Source organism: Neorhizobium huautlense (assembly GCF_002968575.1).
GTDB lineage: Bacteria > Pseudomonadota > Alphaproteobacteria > Rhizobiales > Rhizobiaceae > Neorhizobium > Neorhizobium huautlense.
This window is the reverse complement of the sequence record NZ_PVBM01000020.1, coordinates 91368-109851: the sequence shown is the minus strand read 5'-3', so window position 1 is coordinate 109851 and position 18484 is coordinate 91368. Positions and strand designations below refer to the sequence as shown.

13 protein-coding genes and 1 pseudogene are annotated in these 18484 nt (G+C 62.2%); 10 read left to right on the top strand and 4 right to left on the bottom strand.

Annotation, left to right across the window (positions count from 1 at the left end; all coding sequences use genetic code 11):
• Positions 1 to 215 (top strand): annotated as a pseudogene (locus tag C5L12_RS20165) (IS110 family transposase); the annotation flags it as partial.
• 12 nt (positions 216 to 227) lie between these two features.
• Here C5L12_RS20165 and C5L12_RS20160 read toward each other — a convergent pair.
• Positions 228 to 941 (bottom strand): HAD family hydrolase, encoded by a 714-nt coding sequence (locus tag C5L12_RS20160; protein WP_105373850.1) that lies wholly within the window; start codon positions 939 to 941, stop codon positions 228 to 230.
• A gap of 180 nt (positions 942 to 1121) precedes the next feature.
• On the opposite strand from C5L12_RS20160, the gene rpiA reads away from it, so the two are divergent.
• The 6 genes from rpiA to C5L12_RS20130 all read left to right on the top strand — a co-directional run bounded on the left by rpiA (position 1122) and on the right by C5L12_RS20130 (position 8103).
• Positions 1122 to 1817, top strand: coding sequence for a ribose-5-phosphate isomerase RpiA (gene rpiA / locus C5L12_RS20155; RefSeq protein WP_105373849.1), 696 nt, complete (start codon positions 1122 to 1124; stop codon positions 1815 to 1817).
• A gap of 18 nt (positions 1818 to 1835) precedes the next feature.
• Positions 1836 to 2540: a DUF2059 domain-containing protein gene (locus C5L12_RS20150; RefSeq protein WP_105373848.1), complete on the top strand. Its 705-nt coding sequence runs from the start codon at positions 1836 to 1838 to the stop codon at positions 2538 to 2540.
• 113 nt (positions 2541 to 2653) lie between these two features.
• Complete coding sequence (gene gor, locus C5L12_RS20145; protein ID WP_105373847.1) at positions 2654 to 4042, top strand: glutathione-disulfide reductase; 1389 nt, start codon at positions 2654 to 2656, stop codon at positions 4040 to 4042.
• A 207-nt stretch (positions 4043 to 4249) separates the two neighbouring features.
• Positions 4250 to 5623 carry a class II 3-deoxy-7-phosphoheptulonate synthase gene (locus C5L12_RS20140; protein WP_105373846.1) on the top strand — a complete coding sequence of 458 codons (1374 nt, stop codon included), beginning with the start codon at positions 4250 to 4252 and terminating at the stop codon, positions 5621 to 5623.
• 167 nt (positions 5624 to 5790) lie between these two features.
• The gene (locus tag C5L12_RS20135; RefSeq protein ID WP_105373845.1) at positions 5791 to 6417 is read left to right on the top strand and encodes a cysteine hydrolase family protein; all 627 of its coding nucleotides are present in this window, start codon (positions 5791 to 5793) and stop codon (positions 6415 to 6417) included.
• 306 nt (positions 6418 to 6723) lie between these two features.
• On the top strand, positions 6724 to 8103 hold the full coding sequence (locus tag C5L12_RS20130; protein ID WP_105373844.1) for a DUF2778 domain-containing protein: 1380 nt from the start codon (positions 6724 to 6726) through the stop codon (positions 8101 to 8103).
• Positions 8104 to 8113: 10 nt separating this feature from the next.
• Here C5L12_RS20130 and C5L12_RS20125 read toward each other — a convergent pair whose 3' ends face one another.
• Entirely contained in the window at positions 8114 to 9259 is a 1146-nt protein-coding gene (locus C5L12_RS20125) for an amidohydrolase (protein WP_105373843.1), read from the bottom strand.
• Positions 9260 to 9375: 116 nt separating this feature from the next.
• Between C5L12_RS20125 and C5L12_RS20120 the strand changes: the two genes are divergently transcribed.
• The gene (locus tag C5L12_RS20120; protein WP_105373842.1) at positions 9376 to 10248 is read left to right on the top strand and encodes an NmrA family NAD(P)-binding protein; all 873 of its coding nucleotides are present in this window, start codon (positions 9376 to 9378) and stop codon (positions 10246 to 10248) included.
• Here C5L12_RS20120 and C5L12_RS20115 read toward each other — a convergent pair.
• Together C5L12_RS20115 and C5L12_RS20110 are read right to left on the bottom strand one after the other, a co-directional pair.
• Positions 10229 to 11101 (bottom strand): HEPN domain-containing protein, encoded by an 873-nt coding sequence (locus tag C5L12_RS20115; RefSeq protein ID WP_157949090.1) that lies wholly within the window; start codon positions 11099 to 11101, stop codon positions 10229 to 10231. The two genes, C5L12_RS20120 and C5L12_RS20115, sit on opposite strands and share 20 nt — an antisense overlap.
• Positions 11102 to 11158: 57 nt before the next feature.
• On the bottom strand, positions 11159 to 13636 hold the full coding sequence (locus C5L12_RS20110) for an ATP-dependent helicase (RefSeq protein WP_105373840.1): 2478 nt from the start codon (positions 13634 to 13636) through the stop codon (positions 11159 to 11161).
• Between the two features lie 277 nt (positions 13637 to 13913).
• Here C5L12_RS20110 and C5L12_RS20105 point away from each other — a divergent pair, with 277 nt between their 5' ends.
• Complete coding sequence (locus C5L12_RS20105) at positions 13914 to 15107, top strand: efflux RND transporter periplasmic adaptor subunit (RefSeq protein WP_105373839.1); 1194 nt, start codon at positions 13914 to 13916, stop codon at positions 15105 to 15107.
• On the top strand, positions 15104 to 18304 hold the full coding sequence (locus tag C5L12_RS20100) for an efflux RND transporter permease subunit (RefSeq protein WP_245422977.1): 3201 nt from the start codon (positions 15104 to 15106) through the stop codon (positions 18302 to 18304). Before C5L12_RS20105 ends, C5L12_RS20100 begins: the two co-directional genes overlap by 4 nt.
• Positions 18305 to 18484: the final 180 nt, after the last annotated feature.

The following is an 18484-nucleotide window of genomic DNA, read 5'->3' as shown; positions in this document are numbered from 1 at the left end:
GCATGATTGCCGGCGGTCGAAAACCGGTTCGCGATGCCCTCTACATCGCAGCCCTGCCGGCAATCCGCTTCGATCCCGACATCAGAGCTTTCTTCGAAAAGCTGAAATCGAAAGGAAAACCCGGCAAAGTCGCGCTCGTCGCCGTCATGCGAAAGATGATCATCATCCTCAACGCAAGAATGCGGGAACACCACGCTAACGCGATTGACACCTAACACCGTTGCTTTTTATTTGACCGCTTGTTTGGCCGGGGCCGCGCGCTTGGTGTCGGCGCCGATCAGGGCATGCACCACATCCGCCGTCAGGTCGTCATAGGCGCTGATGACGTGATCCGGATTGAGGGTTTGGACGGGCACGTCCGAATAGCCGAAATCGACCGCGATCGAGGAAACCCCCGCATTCTGGGCCGCCATGATGTCGTTGACACTGTCCCCGACCATCACGCTGAGCGCGGGTTCGCCGCCGGCCCGCTCGATCGTGCCGAGGATATGACGGCCGTCCGGCTTGCGGACCGAAAACGTATCGCCGCCCGTCATCACCGCGAACCGCCTCGACAAATCCAGACGCTCCATCAGCGGAAACGCAAGCTGCTCGATCTTGTTGGTGCAGATCGCAAGCCGCATCCCGGCATCCGCCAGCCGGTCGAGGCATTCGATGATGCCCGGATAGGGGCGGCTCTTGCCCGGCAGATGGTTCTTGTAGTGGTCGATGAAATAGGCAAACAGCCGGTCGGTTTCCCGCTCGTCGATAGGCGTTTTCCTGAGATCGAAGGCCCGCCGGATCATCACCCGTCCGCCCTGGCCGACAAGATGCGTCAGATCATCGAAGGTGACAGGGGCGAGTCCGGCCCCGGTGATCGTATGATTGAGGCTGTCGATCAGGTCGGGCGCAGTATCGATCAGCGTGCCGTCGAGGTCGAAAATGACGAGTGGAGCGGTCAATGAAACCTCGCAAATGGTGTCGGGACATTGCCCGCCTTAAGGAATGCGGTTGCGAAAAGCAAATATGCGAGATTCGCGCCCGCCTTAAAAGCCGGTCCAAAACCGGGCAGGGGGACTTTCGCTTGCGGGAGGAGGCGTGTAAACAGCCTCTCGGCGAAAACAGCGGGGAGCTTGTGGCGGATGGACGCCCGGGAAATGAAGGTCAAGGCGGCCGAGGCTGCACTGGCGTATGTCGAAGACGGCATGAGGCTCGGCATCGGTACTGGTTCGACAGCCGAGGAATTCGTGAGGCTGCTAGCCGAAAAGGTCCATGAGGGATTGAAGGTCGAAGGCGTTCCGACTTCCGAACGGACGGCCAGGCTTTGCGTCGAGCTGGGGATCCCGCTGAAATCGCTCGACGAGCTTCCCGAACTCGATCTGACCATCGACGGGGCCGACGAGGTCGATGAAAACCTGACCCTCATCAAGGGTGGCGGCGGAGCATTGCTGCGCGAGAAGATCGTCGCGGCAGCATCGGGCCGCATGATCGTCATTGCCGACGAGAGCAAGCTCGTCGAGACGCTCGGCGCCTTTCCTCTGCCGATCGAGGTCAATCCTTTCGGTGAGGCTGCGACCCGTATCGCGATCGAAAAAGTGGCGGCAAAGCTTGGCCTCAGCGGCGAGCTGAAGCTCCGCAAATCGGGCGACGATACCTTCATGACGGATGGTGGCCACCATATTTTCGACGCATCTTTTGGCCGCATTCCTGATGCAGAGGCTCTCTCGAGAGAGCTGAATTCCATTCCCGGTGTCGTGGAACACGGGCTGTTCATCCATATGGCGTCCTTTGCGATCATTGCCGGTCCGGCAGGAGCGCGGACGCTTAAGGCGAAGTAAACTAGGAGCAACCAACTTATGATCAGATTCGCTGTTCTCGGCCGTGCCGCCGCATTGGCGGTTCTCTTCTCCGGCGCCCTTACGGTATCCGCCCGCGCGCAAGAAGTGTCGGAGGCCCAGCTCGCCGCTGCACGGGAGGCGATCGCTTCGCTGAACGTCACGGATCGTTACGACAATATCCTGCCGAACCTCGCTGAGCGGCTGAAGGCGCAGTATATTCAGGCCTCTCCGAACTTCCAGGAACAGATTGGCAGCGTTGTCGACGAACAGGCGCTGGCGCTGGCGCCGCGTCGCGCCGACCTCGAAAAGGAAGCAGCGACCATCTACGCAAAGAGCTTCTCGATCGACGAACTGAAGGCGATCGCGGCCTTCTTCAACACCGAAGGCGGCAAGAAGCTTCTCACCGCCCAGCCGCTCGTGTCCCGCGAAATGGCCAAGGCCGCGGAAATCTGGGCAAACGGCATTTCGAGAGATCTGACCAACCAGAGCACCGAAAAGCTGCGCGGTATCATCGACGCAACGCCAATCCAGGCGCCGGTTGTCGAACCGGTGCAGCCCGAAGCACAGGCAGCGGCGCCCGTACCGGCAAAGCCGGCAGCTCCCGCCAAGCCGGCTGCTCCAGCTGCAGCACCGGCCAAACCCGCCGCTCCGGCTGCTGCCCCGGCAAAGCCTGCTCCGGCACCCGCCGCCAAGCCTGCCCCGGCACCCGCTCCGAAGCCCTGAGGGCTTCTCGCCGGTTGATGATTTTGTCGAAGCCCGGAGCGATCCGGGCTTTTGCTTTTCAGAGCGGGAACTTATATGGGAGCCATCCCGCCGCCTGCTCAAGGAGATTGCCGATGACCGCCTATGACTATGATCTGTTTGTAATCGGTGGCGGATCAGGCGGGGTCAGGGCAGGGCGCATCGCCGCCTCTCTCGGCAAGCGCGTCGCGATCGCCGAAGAATACCGGTTCGGCGGAACCTGCGTTATTCGCGGTTGCGTTCCCAAAAAGCTGTTCGTCTACGCCTCGCAGTATCATGAGCATTTTGAGGATGCGGCCGGATACGGCTGGCAGGTCGGAGAAAGCACCTTCGACTGGAAAAAACTCATCGCTGCCAAGGATAAGGAAATCGCGCGCCTCGAGGGTCTCTATCGTCGCGGGCTGGAAAACAATGGCGCCGAGATTCTCGAAACTCGCGCCGAACTGGTCGATGCCCATACCGTCCGGCTGGTAAAGACCGGCAGGACCGTGACGGCTGAAAAGATCGTCATTGCAACCGGCGGAGCGCCCAATCCGCACGTCGCCTTGCCCGGACACGAGCTCTGCATTTCCTCGAACGAGGCCTTCGATCTGCCAGAGCTCCCACGCTCGATCCTGATTGCGGGCGGCGGGTATATCGCCGTCGAATTCGCCAACATCTTCCACGGTCTCGGCGTCGACACCACGCTCATCTACCGGGGCAAGGAAATCCTGTCGCGGTTCGACCAGGACATGCGCCAGGGCCTGCACAAGGCGATGGTCGAAAAGGGCATCCGCATCGTTCTGACGGATGTCATCGAGGAGGTGACCAAGGCGCCGGCCGGCGGCCTCGTGGCAAGGACGCTCTGCGGCGAAACCATAGCGGTCGACACCGTGATGCTGGCGCTTGGCCGGGATCCGAACACCACCGGCCTCGGGCTCGAAGCGGCCGGCGTCGAGATGGATGAACGCGGCGCAATCGTCGTCGATGAATATTCCCGCACGAGCGTCCCGAATATCTATGCGCTTGGCGATGTCACCGACCGGGTACAGCTGACGCCGGTGGCGATCCACGAAGCCATGTGCTTCATCGAGACCGCTTACAAGGACAATCCAACGACCCCGGACCATGATCTGATCGCGACCGCCGTCTTCTCACAGCCGGAAATCGGCACGGTCGGCCTGTCGGAAGAGGCGGCGGCGAAGCGTTACCCGGAACTGGAAGTCTATCGCGCCGAGTTCCGACCGATGAAGGCGACGCTTTCCGGGCGGGCGGAAAAGATGATCATGAAGCTCATCGTCGATGCGGCAAGCCGCAAGGTCGTCGGCGCGCATGTGCTCGGGCACGACGCAGGCGAAATGGCGCAGCTTCTTGGTATCTCCCTGAAAGCGGGCGTGACCAAGGACGATTTCGATCGTACAATGGCCGTGCATCCGACGGCAGCCGAAGAGCTCGTCACGATGTATAATCCGAGCTACCGGGTCAGGAACGGCGAGCGTATCTAGAGCGGTTCCAGGAAAAGTGCGAAGCGGTTTTTCCGTCCGGAAGCGCATCAAAACGAAAAGATAGAGCATGTCGGTGGCGAGCAGAAAGACGGAGATGCTCTAGGGCCGAGGGCGGCTATGCAAACCCTCTATTAAGGTTTATAAGCCGCCCCTATTTTAACGGGCGGTCGCCCGGCCTTCGGTGCCGGGCCGTAACAGGTGAGTGAGATGGCACAGAATTGGACCCCGAACAGTTGGCGGCAGAAACCGATCCAGCAGGTCCCCGATTATCCGGACGCGGCCGCGCTGGCGGCGACGGAAGCTCAGCTCGCGACCTTTCCGCCGCTCGTTTTTGCCGGTGAAGCCCGCCGCCTGAAGAAGCAGCTCGCAAACGTCGCGGAAGGCAACGCCTTCCTCCTGCAGGGCGGCGATTGCGCCGAAAGCTTTGCCGAACACGGCGCCGACAATATCCGCGACTTCTTCCGCTCCTTCCTGCAGATGGCCGTCGTGCTGACTTTCGGCGCGCAATTGCCTGTCGTGAAGGTCGGCCGCATCGCCGGACAGTTCGCCAAGCCACGTTCGTCGAACATCGAAAAGCAGGGCGATGTCGAACTGCCGTCCTACCGCGGCGACATCATCAACGGCATCGAGTTCACGAAGGACGCACGCACGCCGAACCCGGAGCGCCAGCTCGACGCCTACCGTCAGTCGGCCGCGACGCTGAACCTCCTGCGCGCTTTCGCGATGGGCGGATACGCAAACCTGGAAAACGTCCACAAATGGATGCTGGGCTTCGTAAAGGACAGCCCGCAGGGTGAACGGTACCGCAAGCTCGCCGATCGCATCAGCGAAACCATGGACTTCATGCAGGCGATCGGAATCTCTTCCGAGAACAATCCGAGCCTGCGCGAAACCGACTTCTTCACCAGCCATGAAGCGTTGCTGCTTGGTTATGAAGAAGCACTCACCCGCGTCGATTCGACCTCCGGCGACTGGTACGCCACATCCGGTCACATGATCTGGATCGGCGACCGCACCCGCCAGCTCGATCACGCGCATGTGGAATATTTCCGCGGCATCAAGAACCCGATCGGCTTGAAATGCGGCCCGTCGCTTCAGCCCGACAATCTGATCGAGCTGATCGATGCCCTAAATCCGACCAACGAGGCCGGTCGCCTGACGCTCATCTGCCGGTTCGGCTACGACAAGGTCGCCGACAGCCTGCCGAAGCTCATCCGCGCCGTCGAGCGGGAAGGCAGGAAGGTCGTCTGGTCCTGCGATCCGATGCACGGCAACACGATCACCTTGAACAACTACAAGACGCGGCCCTTCGAGCGCGTCCTGTCGGAAGTCGAGAGCTTCTTCCAGATCCATCGTGCCGAAGGCACCCATCCGGGCGGCATCCATGTCGAGATGACCGGCAAGGACGTGACCGAATGCACGGGCGGCGCCCGCGCCGTCACGGCTGAGGATCTGCACGACCGCTATCACACCCACTGCGACCCGCGCCTCAACGCGGACCAGGCACTCGAACTCGCCTTCCTCCTCGCAGAGAGGATGAAGAGCGGCCGCGACGAGAAGCGGATGGTCGTCAACGGCTGACATCATCCTTGCTTTTGGCAATCCGGGAGGTCTTGTTGACGTACCGGATTGCTGCTCGGGTCTGACCGGCGGAGACAACGCGCCGGTTGACCGGCGTCTATCCCTGTCGCGCCTCTTCCGTTTCTTTGCTATTGAGTCCTCCGGAACAAAAAACGGGAGGGTAGCCGATGGCGCAGAAGATTGGCAGGACGCTTGAGGATTTCTGTCGCCCGGACCGGATGGCGCTCGTCGTCTACGACATGCAGGTCGGTATCCTGCACCAGCTCAAGGATGGGGCGGCCATCACGGCCAAGGTGAAGACGGTTTTGGACGCGGCGCGTGCGGCCGGCTTCCCGGTCATCTTTTTTCGGCACCTGTCGATGCCGAAGCCGCTGATGGGGCAGTTCCAGATGCGCCAGGCGATGGCCTGGCAGCGGACCGAGGATCCGGATGCCGTGCATCCGTGGTTCCTGCGCGATTCGCCGGGCTTTGCTATCGCCCCGGAACTGGAACCGACCGCCGACGAGGCGGTTCTCGACAAGATCACCTTTTCCGCCTTCGAAGGCACGCCGCTGGCGATCATCCTGCGTGATCTCGGCCTGACATCGTTTGCGATCTGCGGCGTCGCCACCGAAATCGGCATCGATCCGACCGTCCGTCACGGATGCGATCTGGGGCTTGTCCCGATCGTCATCCGCGATGCCTGCGGAGCAGGTCATGCGGAAGCTGCTGAGCGCGCCATGGAAAATATTGCGTTTATGGGTGATTCGATCCTGGCCGATACGGCACAGATTGTGGCTGCCATGCGGCAATAAGGCAACACTGGCTGTGGATTTGGCCCCTCCTGCAGTGGCCGAAGTATTGACTGTCACAGTTTCGCATACCACAAACACCTTAACGCCATATTTCGGCTAAACTTCTGGCGGCATGCGCTTTTATGTGCACCACCGAAACCAAATCGGGGCGGGCGTAAAGACATTGGTTACCATAATCGTTCATTCTCACCGGCAGTCCTCAGGCATGGACCGGTACACATCTTCAGCTGTGTCCTGCCTCGGTTGTATCGGCGGCGACGCGCAAGTGTTCTCCGCCCGTGTGGGTAACGGTTCGGGTAACAAGTGATGGCGCGTACGGTCCAGGCTTCCGCGAATGGCAAACAGGCACGCAAGGCGCCGCAGCGCCGCAAGAAATCCCGCTCTCTCCTGACGAATGTCGCAGTCGGCCTCGGGCTGACGATGGTGGCGCTTGTCGGCGCTTCGGTGGCCACCATGGCGACGGCAGTCAAATCCACGGCGGATGTCAAGTTCGAGATTGCCCTCGCCAAGCCAATTGCTCCTGCTGTTGCGCCCGCGGCGCCAGCCGCGCGCGAGATCGATGTTTCCAAATTTTCCCGTCTTTCCGACGGTTCTCCGGCCAGCCCGAAGAGCAGACGTCTCGACGGCGCCGATGTTGCGGCGCTCGAAGCGCGGAAGCCGGATCGCTCCAGCGCCAGGCAGATGCTGGGCGCCTTGCTCGCCAAGGCCAACCGTCACGCCGAGAGCGAACGGCAGTTCGCAGCGCTGGCAAACCGGCGCCCTGGCGCCGAGGCCATCCGCGCGGCGCTGGCACCGGCGATGGAAAGCCTGGTCGTGGTTGCCCCGCGCGGCGACGAGGTCATGCCTGACCTCATCCAGGATGTCGCGCCTGCCACCTCCGTTGCACAACTGAAGGACATGAAGCCGGTCGAGATGGCCGCGCTCGAGGAAACGGCTGTCGAAGACAATGCCGACACCTTGGAAGAGGCCGCCGTCGAGGCGACCGACGAGCCGGCGCCCGCCGAAGCCCATGCGCTTCCGAAGGCTGGCCCACTTCCGGTCATCCGCCCGTCGTCTGCCTTCCCGGGCCGGCCGGCCAAGCCGAGCGCGCTGGCTGCGATTGCCGCCGTCGCGCCGCAGAAGCCGGCGCAGCCTGCCGAGGACGACAAGCCGACGGCGCTTGCCTTCGCCAAGCCCGACAATCCCCTGCGCGACACGCCTGCGCGTCCGGGTCCTGCGCCGAAATGGCCGGGTATCGGCACCAAGGTTGCGATCTACGACATCAGCAATGCCGTCGTTCACATGCCGAACGGCACGAAGCTCGAAGCGCATTCAGGCATCGGCAGCATGCGCGACAACCCGAAATTCACGCATGTGAAGATGCGCGGCCCGACGCCGCCCGGCACCTACAAGCTCTCCATGCGCGAAAAGCTCTTCCATGGCGTGGCCGCGATCCGCCTGACATCCGTCGACGGCAGGCATCCGCAGAACCGCACCGGGCTTTTGGCGCACAGCTTTCTGCTGCGTGTGCGCGGCGACTCGCACGGCTGCGTGGCCTTTGCCGACTATGACCGCTTCCTGAAGGCGTTCCAGCGCGGCGAAATCACCCATATGGTGATCGTGCCCAAGTGGGACGGCAAGCGCCCGGGCAGCGGTGGCGGCGGCGACAACTTCATCGCCAAGCTCTTCAGCGGCAGCGACGCCTGATCGGCGTCGCTCATCCGAGAATATCCCGCGCCACCCGTAGGAATACCTTGGCCCCGATCGGGATCAGGTCGTCGGGAAAGTCGTAGTCGGGATTGTGGAGCGCCGGATGGCGCTCGCCGGCGCCGAGAAAGAACATCGCCGATTTCGACACGCCCGCGAACCGGCCGAAATCCTCCGAAGCCCGGAAGGCTTCTCCCGGCTCGTGCGATACGCCTTCCGCCTCCATCGCGGCCCTCAGCAATGCGGCGGCCTCCGGGTGGTTCTCGCAATGGCTGAAAATGTCGTGGTATTCGAAACCGTATTCCAGGCCTCCTTCCGCTGCAGCTTGGCCGACCAGCGCCTCGGCGGCATCCACCAGGGCCTGCATCTTGCCGTCCGTCATCGTCCTGAGCGTCACCCAGATTTCCGCGTGACCCGGCGCGATGCCGAAGGCGGGCTCGCCGACTGACGCATGCGTCACTGTCGCGAGCACCAGATCTTCGGTTGCGATCCTTCCGCCGCTCAAGCCCGTCAGCGCCGGCATCAGCTTCGCCACCGCCGGCACCGGGGAAATGCCCGTTTCCGGCGCGGAGGCATGCGCCGTTCGGCCTGACAGGCTGATCTTCAAGCCGCGCGAGGCGCAGTTCACCACCCCGTCCTTCAGCCAGGCATGGCCGAGCGGCAGGCCCGGCATGTTGTGGAGCGAAAAGCTGTAGTCCGGCGAAAGCTCGGCGAACCGCTCGTCGGCGATCACCGCGGCGGCACCTGCGCCGGTCTCCTCCGCCGGCTGGAAGAGCAGGATGACCCGCCCTCGCGCCGGTCGCTGCCGGCCGAAATGGCGCCCGAGCGCCGCCAGCGTCGCCATATGCCCGTCATGGCCGCACATATGTCCCTTGCCGGGCAATCGCGATCGGTGCACGGGCGTGCCCGTCTCCTCGATCGGCAGCGCGTCGAGCTCGGCACGGAAGAGTAGCACCGGCCCGGGCGCGCCGCTGTCGTAGATGACAGCCACGCCGGTACCGCCAAGGCCGGAGATCACCCGGTCCGGGCTCGTCCCGGCCAGAAATGCCTGCACTTCGGCAGCCGTCGCGATCTCCTGGCCGGACACCTCCGGCATCGCATGCAGCTTCTGCCGCCAGGCGGTAAGCTCGATCAGGTCGTGATTGGTGAGATACATGCTGCCTCCTCGACGCCGTGCCGAAAGAGAGGTAGCCGGGCAGAGGCAAAGCCGCAAGCACGGAGGAACAATGACACGTTCCAGCGATTTCTCGTTGTAAACATCAGGAGGCAGTGATGCACATCATTCTCGGCGGAACGGGCCGTGCGGGTTCGGCGACCGCAAAAGCTCTTCTTGCGCGCGGCGAAGCGGTCACGGTCGTTGCTCGCCATGCCGACAAGGCGGAAAGGTTGCGGCAGCTCGGCGCCGAAGTGGGGGTCGCGGACGTTCACGACACCAAAGCTCTCCAGAAGATTTTCGCTCAGGGCAGGCGGCTCTACATCCTCAACCCGTCGGCCTCGCCGAAGACCGATACCGATGCCGAGGAAAAGAAGACGATCGCTTCGATCCTCGCGGCGATCGAAGGCTCCGGCCTCGAAAAGATCGTCGGCCATTCCACCTACGGCGCCCGCAAGGGCGAACATATCGGCGATCTCGGCACGCTCTATGAGTTGGAGGAGGGCCTGAAGCGCCAGCCGATCCCGGCAAGCATCCTGCGCGCCGCCTATTACATGACCAACTGGGAGATGAGCCTCGAAACGGCGAAGACGGACGGCGTGCTTCACAGCTTCTTCCCGGCCGATTTCCGCCTGCCGATGGTGGCGCCGCAGGATCTGGGAGAGGCCGCCGCCGACCTGATGACCGAGCCGGCCGGCGAAACCCGGCTGCTCCATGTCGAAGGCCCCGAGCGCTACACCCCAGCCGATGTCGCGGCCGCCTTTGCAGAACGGCTCGAACGCCCCGTCAAGGTCGTCACCACGCCGCGCGACAAATGGGAAGAAACCTTCCGCTCCCTCGGCTTTTCCGCCCCCGCCGCCAAATCCTACACCGGCATGACGGCACTCGCGATGGACACCCCCGTGCCGCCGATCAGCGAAGTGCGGAGGGGCAGGGTGGGGTTGCCTAGGCATCTTGAGGAGGTTTTAGACGCTACCCATCCTCTCCATTAAAGCTGGGCGGCTTCTGCATTCTAGCCAATTGGGCGAGGCGGGAGATGAAGGCGTCCTCAGTTGGTTTGCCTAGGGAAACATGTCCAGTGAGCCATTTTATGCCATCAACTATGTAAGGGTCATCCTTGGAACCCTCATGATGAATATATTCCCATAAGAGATATATGTACGAATTTTCAAATGGTCCTATACTTGGAGCTACCGTCGACGGTGCGGGCTTCTCGAGATCTTCGAGATCCCGGACGAAGCTGAAATTCCAAGCATGAAGGACATCAGAGAGAGCGTTTCCAGCCAAATTTGTGGGATACCTTGGCAAGTTTATAACGGGTCTGATCTGATGATACGGGTAGTCAACGATCAGCTTGCGCAAAGTATTTCCGTTATATTTCGAAAATTCTTCGTCAACCTCCCAATCTAATCCGATGATCCAATCAAGTCCGACGGTGAGTCTCCGTATTCTGAAGACTAATTGATCCAGTTTGAAAAGGTCATTTGGTGTGTGGTACCATGACACCATTCCATATCTACTGTCAGGATCACCTTGAATATTAATCCTTTTTATGAAGGATGGAACAGTTTCATTATCCCAATATCGTGAGTGAACGTCTTTAGGCTTCTTGAATTTTCTAATTGTTTCATTTTCAAATAAATCGAGATGCTTTTCGAACAGTCGAGTTATCTGATGACCATATCTTTTTGCTGTTATATCATTCACTACAAGTGAGGCTTTTAGATATTTTTCGATAGCCTGTAAGCTTTGCCAGTAAAATTCATCGCCAAATCCGTGGATTCTTGCCCACCGAGCCAAGAAGTAGTTCTTGTCCGCCGGCGCTACAAAGAACTTGCCAGCCATTATCGATTTGAAGTGATTTAGGCTATGCGCCCGCATCGATGTTCCTTGATCGGAATGTCACACCCGCTCCACAAACCCCTCAAGCACCCGCTTCTGACCCGCCCGATCGAAATCGATCGTCAGCTTGTTGCCTTCGATGGCCGAGATATTCCCATTCCCGAATTTGATGTGGAAGACGCGGTCGCCGACGGAGAATTGGGACGGCGTGTCGGCCACGGATTTCGCCACCATTTCGCCTTCGATCGTGCGGCCGCGCGGGCCGCTTTCGCCGTAGCCGATGCGTTCGACCGCGTGGCCGGAGCGGGTGCCCCAGTTGTCGCGGGTGGCGTCGGTCTTGTTCGCTTGAGCGCGTTTCCAGCCCGGCGTCGAATAGGAATTGGCGAAGGGATCGGCCTTGTCGAAGCGCGACTGGCCGTAGCCGCCGCGCCCGCCGTAGCCGCCGTAATTGCTCTCGGCCACCGCGACATCCACATGCGCCTGCGGCAGTTCGTCGAGGAAGCGCGACGGCATGGTGGATTGCCAGAGGCCATGGATGCGGCGGTTCGAGACGAACCAGATGTGGCAGCGGTGCTTGGCGCGGGTGATACCCACATAGGCGAGGCGGCGTTCCTCCTCCAGCCCCGAGCGGCCGCCTTCGTCGAGCGCCCGCTGGTGAGGGAAAAGCCCTTCCTCCCAGCCGGGCAGGAAAACCGTGTCGAATTCGAGCCCCTTGGCCGAATGCAGCGTCATGATCGAGACGGCATCCATGTCCTCGTTCTGCTCGGCATCCATGACAAGCGAGACGTGTTCGAGGAACCCGCGCATCGACTCGAAGGCTTCCATCGAGCGGACGAGTTCCTTGAGGTTTTCGAGCCGCCCCGGCGCTTCCGCCGACTTGTCGTTCTTCCACATATCCGTATAGCCGGACTCTTCGAGGATCTGTTCGGCAAGCTCGGTATGCGGCGTGGTTTCGAGGCGCGTCTGCCAGTTCCTGAAACTCTGCACCACGTCGAACAGCGCCTTGCGCGCCTTCGGCTTCAGTTCGTCCGTCTCGATGATCTCGGTGGAGGCGGCAAGCATCGGCACGTCGCGGGCGCGGGCATAGTCGTGCAGGTAGCGCACGGTCGTGTCGCCGAGGCCGCGTTTGGGCGTATTGACGATCCGTTCGAAGGCCAGATCGTCGGCCGGCTGGCAGACGAGGCGGAAATAGGCCATGGCATCGCGGATTTCGAGCCGTTCGTAGAAGCGCGGGCCGCCGATGACCCGGTAGTTGAGGCCGAGCGTCACGAACCGGTCTTCGAACTCGCGCATCTGGAAAGAGGCGCGCACCAGGATCGCCATGTCGTTCAGCGCATGTTTCTTGCCGTCGGAATCGCCGCGCTGAAGCCGTTCGATCTCCTCGCCGACGGCGCGCGCCTCTTCCTCCGAATCCCATGCGGCATGCACCATCACCTTCTCGTCGTCCGGGTTCACCCGGTCGGTGAAGAGCGTCTTGCCGAGCCGGCCTTCGTTATGGGCGATCAGATGGCCGGCGGCGCCGAGGATATGTTCGGTGGAGCGGTAGTTGCGCTCCAGCTTGATCACCCTGGCGCCCGGAAAATCCTTTTCGAAGCGCAGGATATTGTCCACTTCCGCGCCGCGCCATCCATAGATCGACTGGTCGTCGTCACCGACGCAGCAGACGTTCTGCGCCACGCCCTTCGGTCGCTGCGCGAGCAGCCGCAGCCACATATATTGCGCCGTATTGGTATCCTGGTATTCGTCCACCAGGATATAGCGGAACCGGTTGTGGTAGTCCTTCAGGATGTCGGGGTTCTGCCGGAAGAGCGCGATCGGATGCAGCAGCAGATCGCCGAAGTCGCAGGCATTCAGCGTCTTCAGCCGCGCCTGGTAGGCGGCGTAAAGCTCGCGGCCCTTGCCGTTGGCAAAGGCGCGTGCGTCGCCTTCGGGAATGTCGGCGGGCAGCAGGCCCTTGTTCTTCCAGGTGTCGATCATGCCCGCGAACTGGCGGGCCGGCCAGCGCTTGTCGTCCAGCCCCTCGGCCTGGATCAGCTGCTTGATCAGCCGGATCACGTCGTCGGTGTCGAGAATGGTGAAGTCGGAGCGGAGGCCGGCAAGTTCCGCGTGGCGGCGGAGCAGCTTGACGCCGATCGAGTGGAAGGTGCCGAGCCAGGGCATGCCCTCGACCGCGCCGCCGACCAAAACGCCGATCCGCTCCTTCATCTCGCGCGCCGCCTTGTTGGTGAAGGTGACGGCAAGAATCTGGCTCGGGAAGGCGCGGCCGGTCGCAAGGATATGGGCGATGCGGGTGGTCAGCACGCGGGTCTTGCCGGTACCGGCGCCGGCGAGCACCAGAACCGGCCCGTCGACGGTCTCCACCGCCTCGCGCTGCTCGGGATTGAGGCCGGAGAGATAGTCGGGTGCCGCGCGGGACTGGTCGCGGGCCGCCATGGCGCGGGCGGCAATGCCTAGCCCGCCGTTTCCTTGAGGAGCGGTCGCTTTGCGCGGTGCCGGTTCCTCGTCGAAGAACGGAATATCGTCGAAACTGTTACTCATGCGGCCAATGTAATGATTCGGACCCGAAAGACCAGAAAATGTTCCTCTTTTATTCCCAGTCTCTGCGCGGGAGAGGGCCAAATTGTGGTGACACGGCGGTGGAGGTTTCGATCGGCACTGGATACTGGCAGTCCATGTATGCATCCGATCTAACAAAAGCGTGAAATCCCGTGAGGTTACATTTCCGTAAGGTCGGCATTCTTCCATTGCTTGTGCACACGCAAAAAAGGATACTTGGCGCACGACTTGCATCCCGCCTGCCTTGCCGGAGTATTGAATGCGGATTTGGAAACAACTCCTTCTGTGTCTTTGTGTCATCGTCCTTGCCCTCGGCCTGTGGGTCTTCATGGTTCCGAGCGCGGGAGAGACGCTGACAAGATACGGAGTGCCGGGGCAGGTCGTCGCCGCCATTCGTCCGCAGCCGGCAGGCGGGGCTGCTGCACCGGCGGCCGGCGGTCAACGCACGCAAGCAGCCCAGGGCGGTCAGGGCGGACAAGGTGGCCAGGGCGGCAATCGGGCGACGCTCGTCGCCGTGCAGCCCGTCACCATTGGCACGGTCAACGACCGGCTTTCGGCGATCGGCAGCGGCGAGGCGATCCAGTCGGTCGTCGTGATGCCGCAGGCGACCGGCACGGTCGGTGAGATTAGGGTGACGTCGGGTCAGAAGGTCGTGAAGGGCCAGGTTCTCGCCCGGCTCGACGACGACGAGCAGGTGATCGAGCGCGACAAGGCCCAGGTTGCCCTGCGAAGCGCGCAGGAAAAATCCGCCTCCTACCGCAACCTGCAATCGGTTTCCCGCCTCGATGTGCTGGATGCGCAGATCGCGGAGGAAGCGGCCAAGCTCGCGCTCTCCACTGCCGAGCTCAATCTCAAGCGTCGCGATATTGTCGCACCCATCGACGGCATAACCGGCATCGTGGCGGTCAATATCGGCGACAATGTCACCACCCAGACCAGCGTCGTCACCATCGACGACCGGTCGGCGATCCTCGTCGATTTCTGGGCTCCGGAACGTTTTGCCGTCGCGATCGAGCCAGGCCAGCCGGTCGAGGCGACTTCGATTGCCCGCCCGGGCCAGGTCTTCACCGGCAAGGTGGAGGCGATCGACAACCGTGTCGATCCGGCAAGCCGCACCATGCGCATTCGCGCCCGGGTCGAAAATCCGGGCGATGTGCTGCGCGCAGGCATGGCCTTCAGCGTCGGCATGCGCTTTCCAGGTGAAACCTACCCCGCCGTCGATCCGCTCGCCGTCCAGTGGGATGGCGAAGGTTCCTATGTCTGGCAGGTCAAGGACAACAAGTCGGTCAAGACCCGCGTGCGTGTCGTTCAGCGCAATCCCGATACGGTGCTTGTCGAATCCGACCTGAAGGAAGGCGACCGGGTGGTGACGGAAGGACTGCAGCGCGTGAGGGAAGGGGCGCCGGTCCGCGTCCCCGGAGCTCCGGAAACGGCAGAGGTGGCGCGCCAATGAGGATCGAACTTCCAGGCGCTGGCGACGAGAGCGCAGAACACAAAAGTGCGGAAAAGGCCGGTGAATCCTTCACCGCACTTTTCATCCGCCGGCCGATCCTCGCCGCGGTTCTGAACACGCTCCTGGTGGTTGCGGGCCTTGCCGCGCTCGCCGGCGTCGAAGTGCGCGAACTGCCGGATGTCGATCAGCCGGTCATTACCGTCCGGACGGACTATGACGGCGCCTCGCCGCAGACCATGGACCAGGAGGTCACCCAGGTCATCGAGGGCGCGGTCGCCCGCGTCAGCGGCTTAAAGGCGCTCTCCTCGCAGTCGCAATTCGGCTCCAGCCGCGTGACCATGGAATTTTCCGACTCCGTCGATCTTTCCGATGCCGCAAACGATGTCCGGGATGCCGTCGGCCGCGTCGTCAACCAGTTGCCCGACGACGCCGACGAGCCGCGCATCGTCAAAGCGGATGCCGATTCCGAGGCGATCATGCGTCTGGCGGTCACCTCGTCGAAGTTGTCGATGGATGACCTCACCCAGCTCGTCAACAACGAGATCGTCGACCGGCTCGCCGCCGTCGAAGGCGTTGCCGACGTGGAGCTCTACGGCGACCAGGACAAGGTGTTCCGCGTCGACGTCGATCAGGCGGCGCTGGCCGGCCGGGGCCTGACGGTGGCCGACGTTTCCAAGGCGCTGGACAGCGCCGCACTCGACGTGCCGGCGGGATCGATCGAAAGCACCACTCAGGACATCGTCGTGCGTGCCACCGCAAACCTTACGACGCCGCGGGATTTCGAGAATGTCCTGATCGCGCCGAACGTGCGGATCCGCGACGTGGCGACCGTCTCGCTCGGCCCCGATGACGGCACCACCGTGCTGCGCTCGAACGGGGTGCAGGGCGTCGGCCTCGGCATCATCCGCCAGGCGCAGTCGAACACCCTCAACATTTCCGAAGGCGTCAGGAATGCCGTTGCGGAGATGCAAAAAACTCTGCCGGAAGGCACGCGCATCGCCGTCAGCAGCGATGATGCGACCTTCATCAAGGGGGCATTGCACGAGGTGGAAATTGCGCTGATCCTTTCAGCGGTCGTCGTCGTCGTGGTTATCTTCCTGTTCCTGCAGGATTGGCGGGCGACGCTCATCCCGGCGCTCACCATGCCGGTGGCACTGATCGGCACGCTTGTGGCGATCTACCTGGTCGGCTTCTCGATCAATATCCTTACGCTGCTCGCCGTGGTGCTGGCGACCGGTCTCGTGGTCGACGATGCCATCGTGGTTCTGGAAAACATCGTCCGCCGACGGGCCGAGGGCATGGGTCCGCGTGCGGCGGCGGTGCTCGGCACCCAGGAGGTTTTCTTCGCGGTCATCGCGACGACTGCAACGCTTGCCGCCGTCTTCATCCCGCTCTCCTTCTTGCCGGGCCAGATCGGCGGCCTGTTCAAGGAATTCGGCTTCGTGCTTGCCTTTTCGGTGGCGCTCTCGTCCGTCACCGCTTTGACGCTCTGCCCGATGCTGGCCTCGCGCATGCTGACGAAGCCGATCAAGGAGCATCACGGACTTCTCGGCTCGTTCGGCAATGCGTTTGCCGGTCTCTATGCCCGGGCGCTGAGGGCCTGCCTCAATGCGCCCCTCGTCGTCATTGTCTTTTCGGTGATCTTCGCGGTTGCGGCCTACAATGTCTTCGGTCTCGTCAAGAGCGAGCTGACGCCGCGCGAGGACCGCGCCTCCGTCATGCTGCGGGTGACGGCGCCGCAAGGCGTCAGCCTGGACTTCACCCGCGACCAGATGCAGCGGATCGAGGAAAATCTGCAGCCGCTTCGCCAATCCGGCGAAATCACCAATATCTTCTCGATTTCCGGCTTCGGCAGCAGCACAAACAGCGGCTTCATGGTGCTGACGCTGGCGCCGTGGGATGAGCGGACGCGGAGCCAGGACGAGATTGCCTCCGACATCAACGCAGCGGCGCAACGCGTTCCGGCGCTGCGTGGTTTCGCCATGCAATCGAACAGCCTGAAGATCCGCGGCGCCGGCAACGGATTGCAGATGGCGCTGGTCGGCAATGACTACAATGTCCTGACCTCCACCGCCCAGAAGCTCGTGTCGCAGATGGAGCAGAGCCGGCTGTTCGATACGCCGCGTCTCACCAATGAGCCGACCCAGGCACAGCTGTCGGTCTCGATCGACCGCGAGCGGGCTTCCGATCTCGGCATCGATATCACCGGCCTGTCCACTGCCATGCAGGCGCTGCTCGAGGGACGCTCGGTGGTGGATGTCTTCGTCGGAGGCGACGCTCTTCCGGTTAAGCTGACCTCGACCACCCGGCCTGTCGACGATCCGACGGATCTCGAGAACATCTTCCTGAAGGCCGGCGACGGAAAGATCGTCCCGATGTCGACCATTGCGACGTTGAAGGAAGGGGCGGTCGCACCGCAGCTTAACCGCGAGCAGCAGCTCGCCTCCGTCTCCATCTCCTCCAACCTCGCCAACGGGGTGGCGCTTGGGGATGCCGTGAAAGAGGTGACAGCGCTTGCTCAGCCGCTGCTGCCGGCCGGTGTGCGCCTTATCCCGATGGCTGAAGCCAAGACGCTCGGCGAAAACTCCAATGCGATGCTGCTGACCTTCGGCTTTGCGATCGCGATCATTTTCCTGGTATTGGCTGCCCAGTTCGAAAGCGTGCTGTCGTCGATCATCATCATGTCGACCGTGCCGCTGGGCCTGGCTTGCGCGGCGATCGCGCTCGTGCTCACCGGATCGAGCCTTAACGTTTACAGCCAGATCGGCCTTGTCCTGCTGGTCGGTGTCATGGCGAAGAACGGTATCCTGATCGTGGAATTCGCCAACCAGCTTCGCGATCGCGGGGCCGGCGTCCGCGAGGCGATCGAAGAGGCCTGCGCCACACGACTGCGTCCGGTGATGATGACGATGATCGCAACGATTATCGGCGGCGTTCCGCTGGTGCTGGCTCAGGGTGCCGGCGCAGAAGCACGAATTGCGCTCGGCTGGGTCATCGTTGGCGGCCTCGGTCTCGCCACCGCTGTCACGCTGTTCATCACCCCTGTCGCCTATCTCCTGGTCGCCCGCTTTGCCAAACCTCATGTCCAGGAGGAACAGCGGTTCCACCAGGAACTTGCGCATGCTGTCCGGCACAAGGAAGAAATGGCCAACGAGGACCAGAAGGACAAGGAACGCCCGCTGCTCGCCGCCGAGTAGAAAGGGCACGGGGCCGCGACATCTGCCCACCTGGGTCTCCGGCCGGTGACAGGCTGGGGAAGTTGCGCGCCTCCGCCTCACCAAAAATCAATCGGTTAGGAGAAATTCCGAAGGCGTTTATCCCCGCCTTCTCACCTCATGCCTACAATTCCCCGTCCCGCATCGGATACACCGGAAGGC

Coding starts and splice junctions, on each gene's coding strand:
- C5L12_RS20140 (WP_105373846.1), top strand. CDS start 4,250: ATGGCACAGAATTGGACCCCGAACAGTTGGCGGCAGAAACCGATCCAG.
- C5L12_RS20150 (WP_105373848.1), top strand. CDS start 1,836: ATGATCAGATTCGCTGTTCTCGGCCGTGCCGCCGCATTGGCGGTTCTC.
- C5L12_RS20105 (WP_105373839.1), top strand. CDS start 13,914: ATGCGGATTTGGAAACAACTCCTTCTGTGTCTTTGTGTCATCGTCCTT.
- C5L12_RS20120 (WP_105373842.1), top strand. CDS start 9,376: ATGCACATCATTCTCGGCGGAACGGGCCGTGCGGGTTCGGCGACCGCA.
- C5L12_RS20130 (WP_105373844.1), top strand. CDS start 6,724: ATGGCGCGTACGGTCCAGGCTTCCGCGAATGGCAAACAGGCACGCAAG.
- C5L12_RS20110 (WP_105373840.1), bottom strand. CDS start 13,636: ATGAGTAACAGTTTCGACGATATTCCGTTCTTCGACGAGGAACCGGCA.
- C5L12_RS20125 (WP_105373843.1), bottom strand. CDS start 9,259: ATGTATCTCACCAATCACGACCTGATCGAGCTTACCGCCTGGCGGCAG.
- C5L12_RS20115 (WP_157949090.1), bottom strand. CDS start 11,101: ATGGCTGGCAAGTTCTTTGTAGCGCCGGCGGACAAGAACTACTTCTTG.
- gor (WP_105373847.1), top strand. CDS start 2,654: ATGACCGCCTATGACTATGATCTGTTTGTAATCGGTGGCGGATCAGGC.
- C5L12_RS20135 (WP_105373845.1), top strand. CDS start 5,791: ATGGCGCAGAAGATTGGCAGGACGCTTGAGGATTTCTGTCGCCCGGAC.
- C5L12_RS20100 (WP_245422977.1), top strand. CDS start 15,104: ATGAGGATCGAACTTCCAGGCGCTGGCGACGAGAGCGCAGAACACAAA.
- rpiA (WP_105373849.1), top strand. CDS start 1,122: ATGGACGCCCGGGAAATGAAGGTCAAGGCGGCCGAGGCTGCACTGGCG.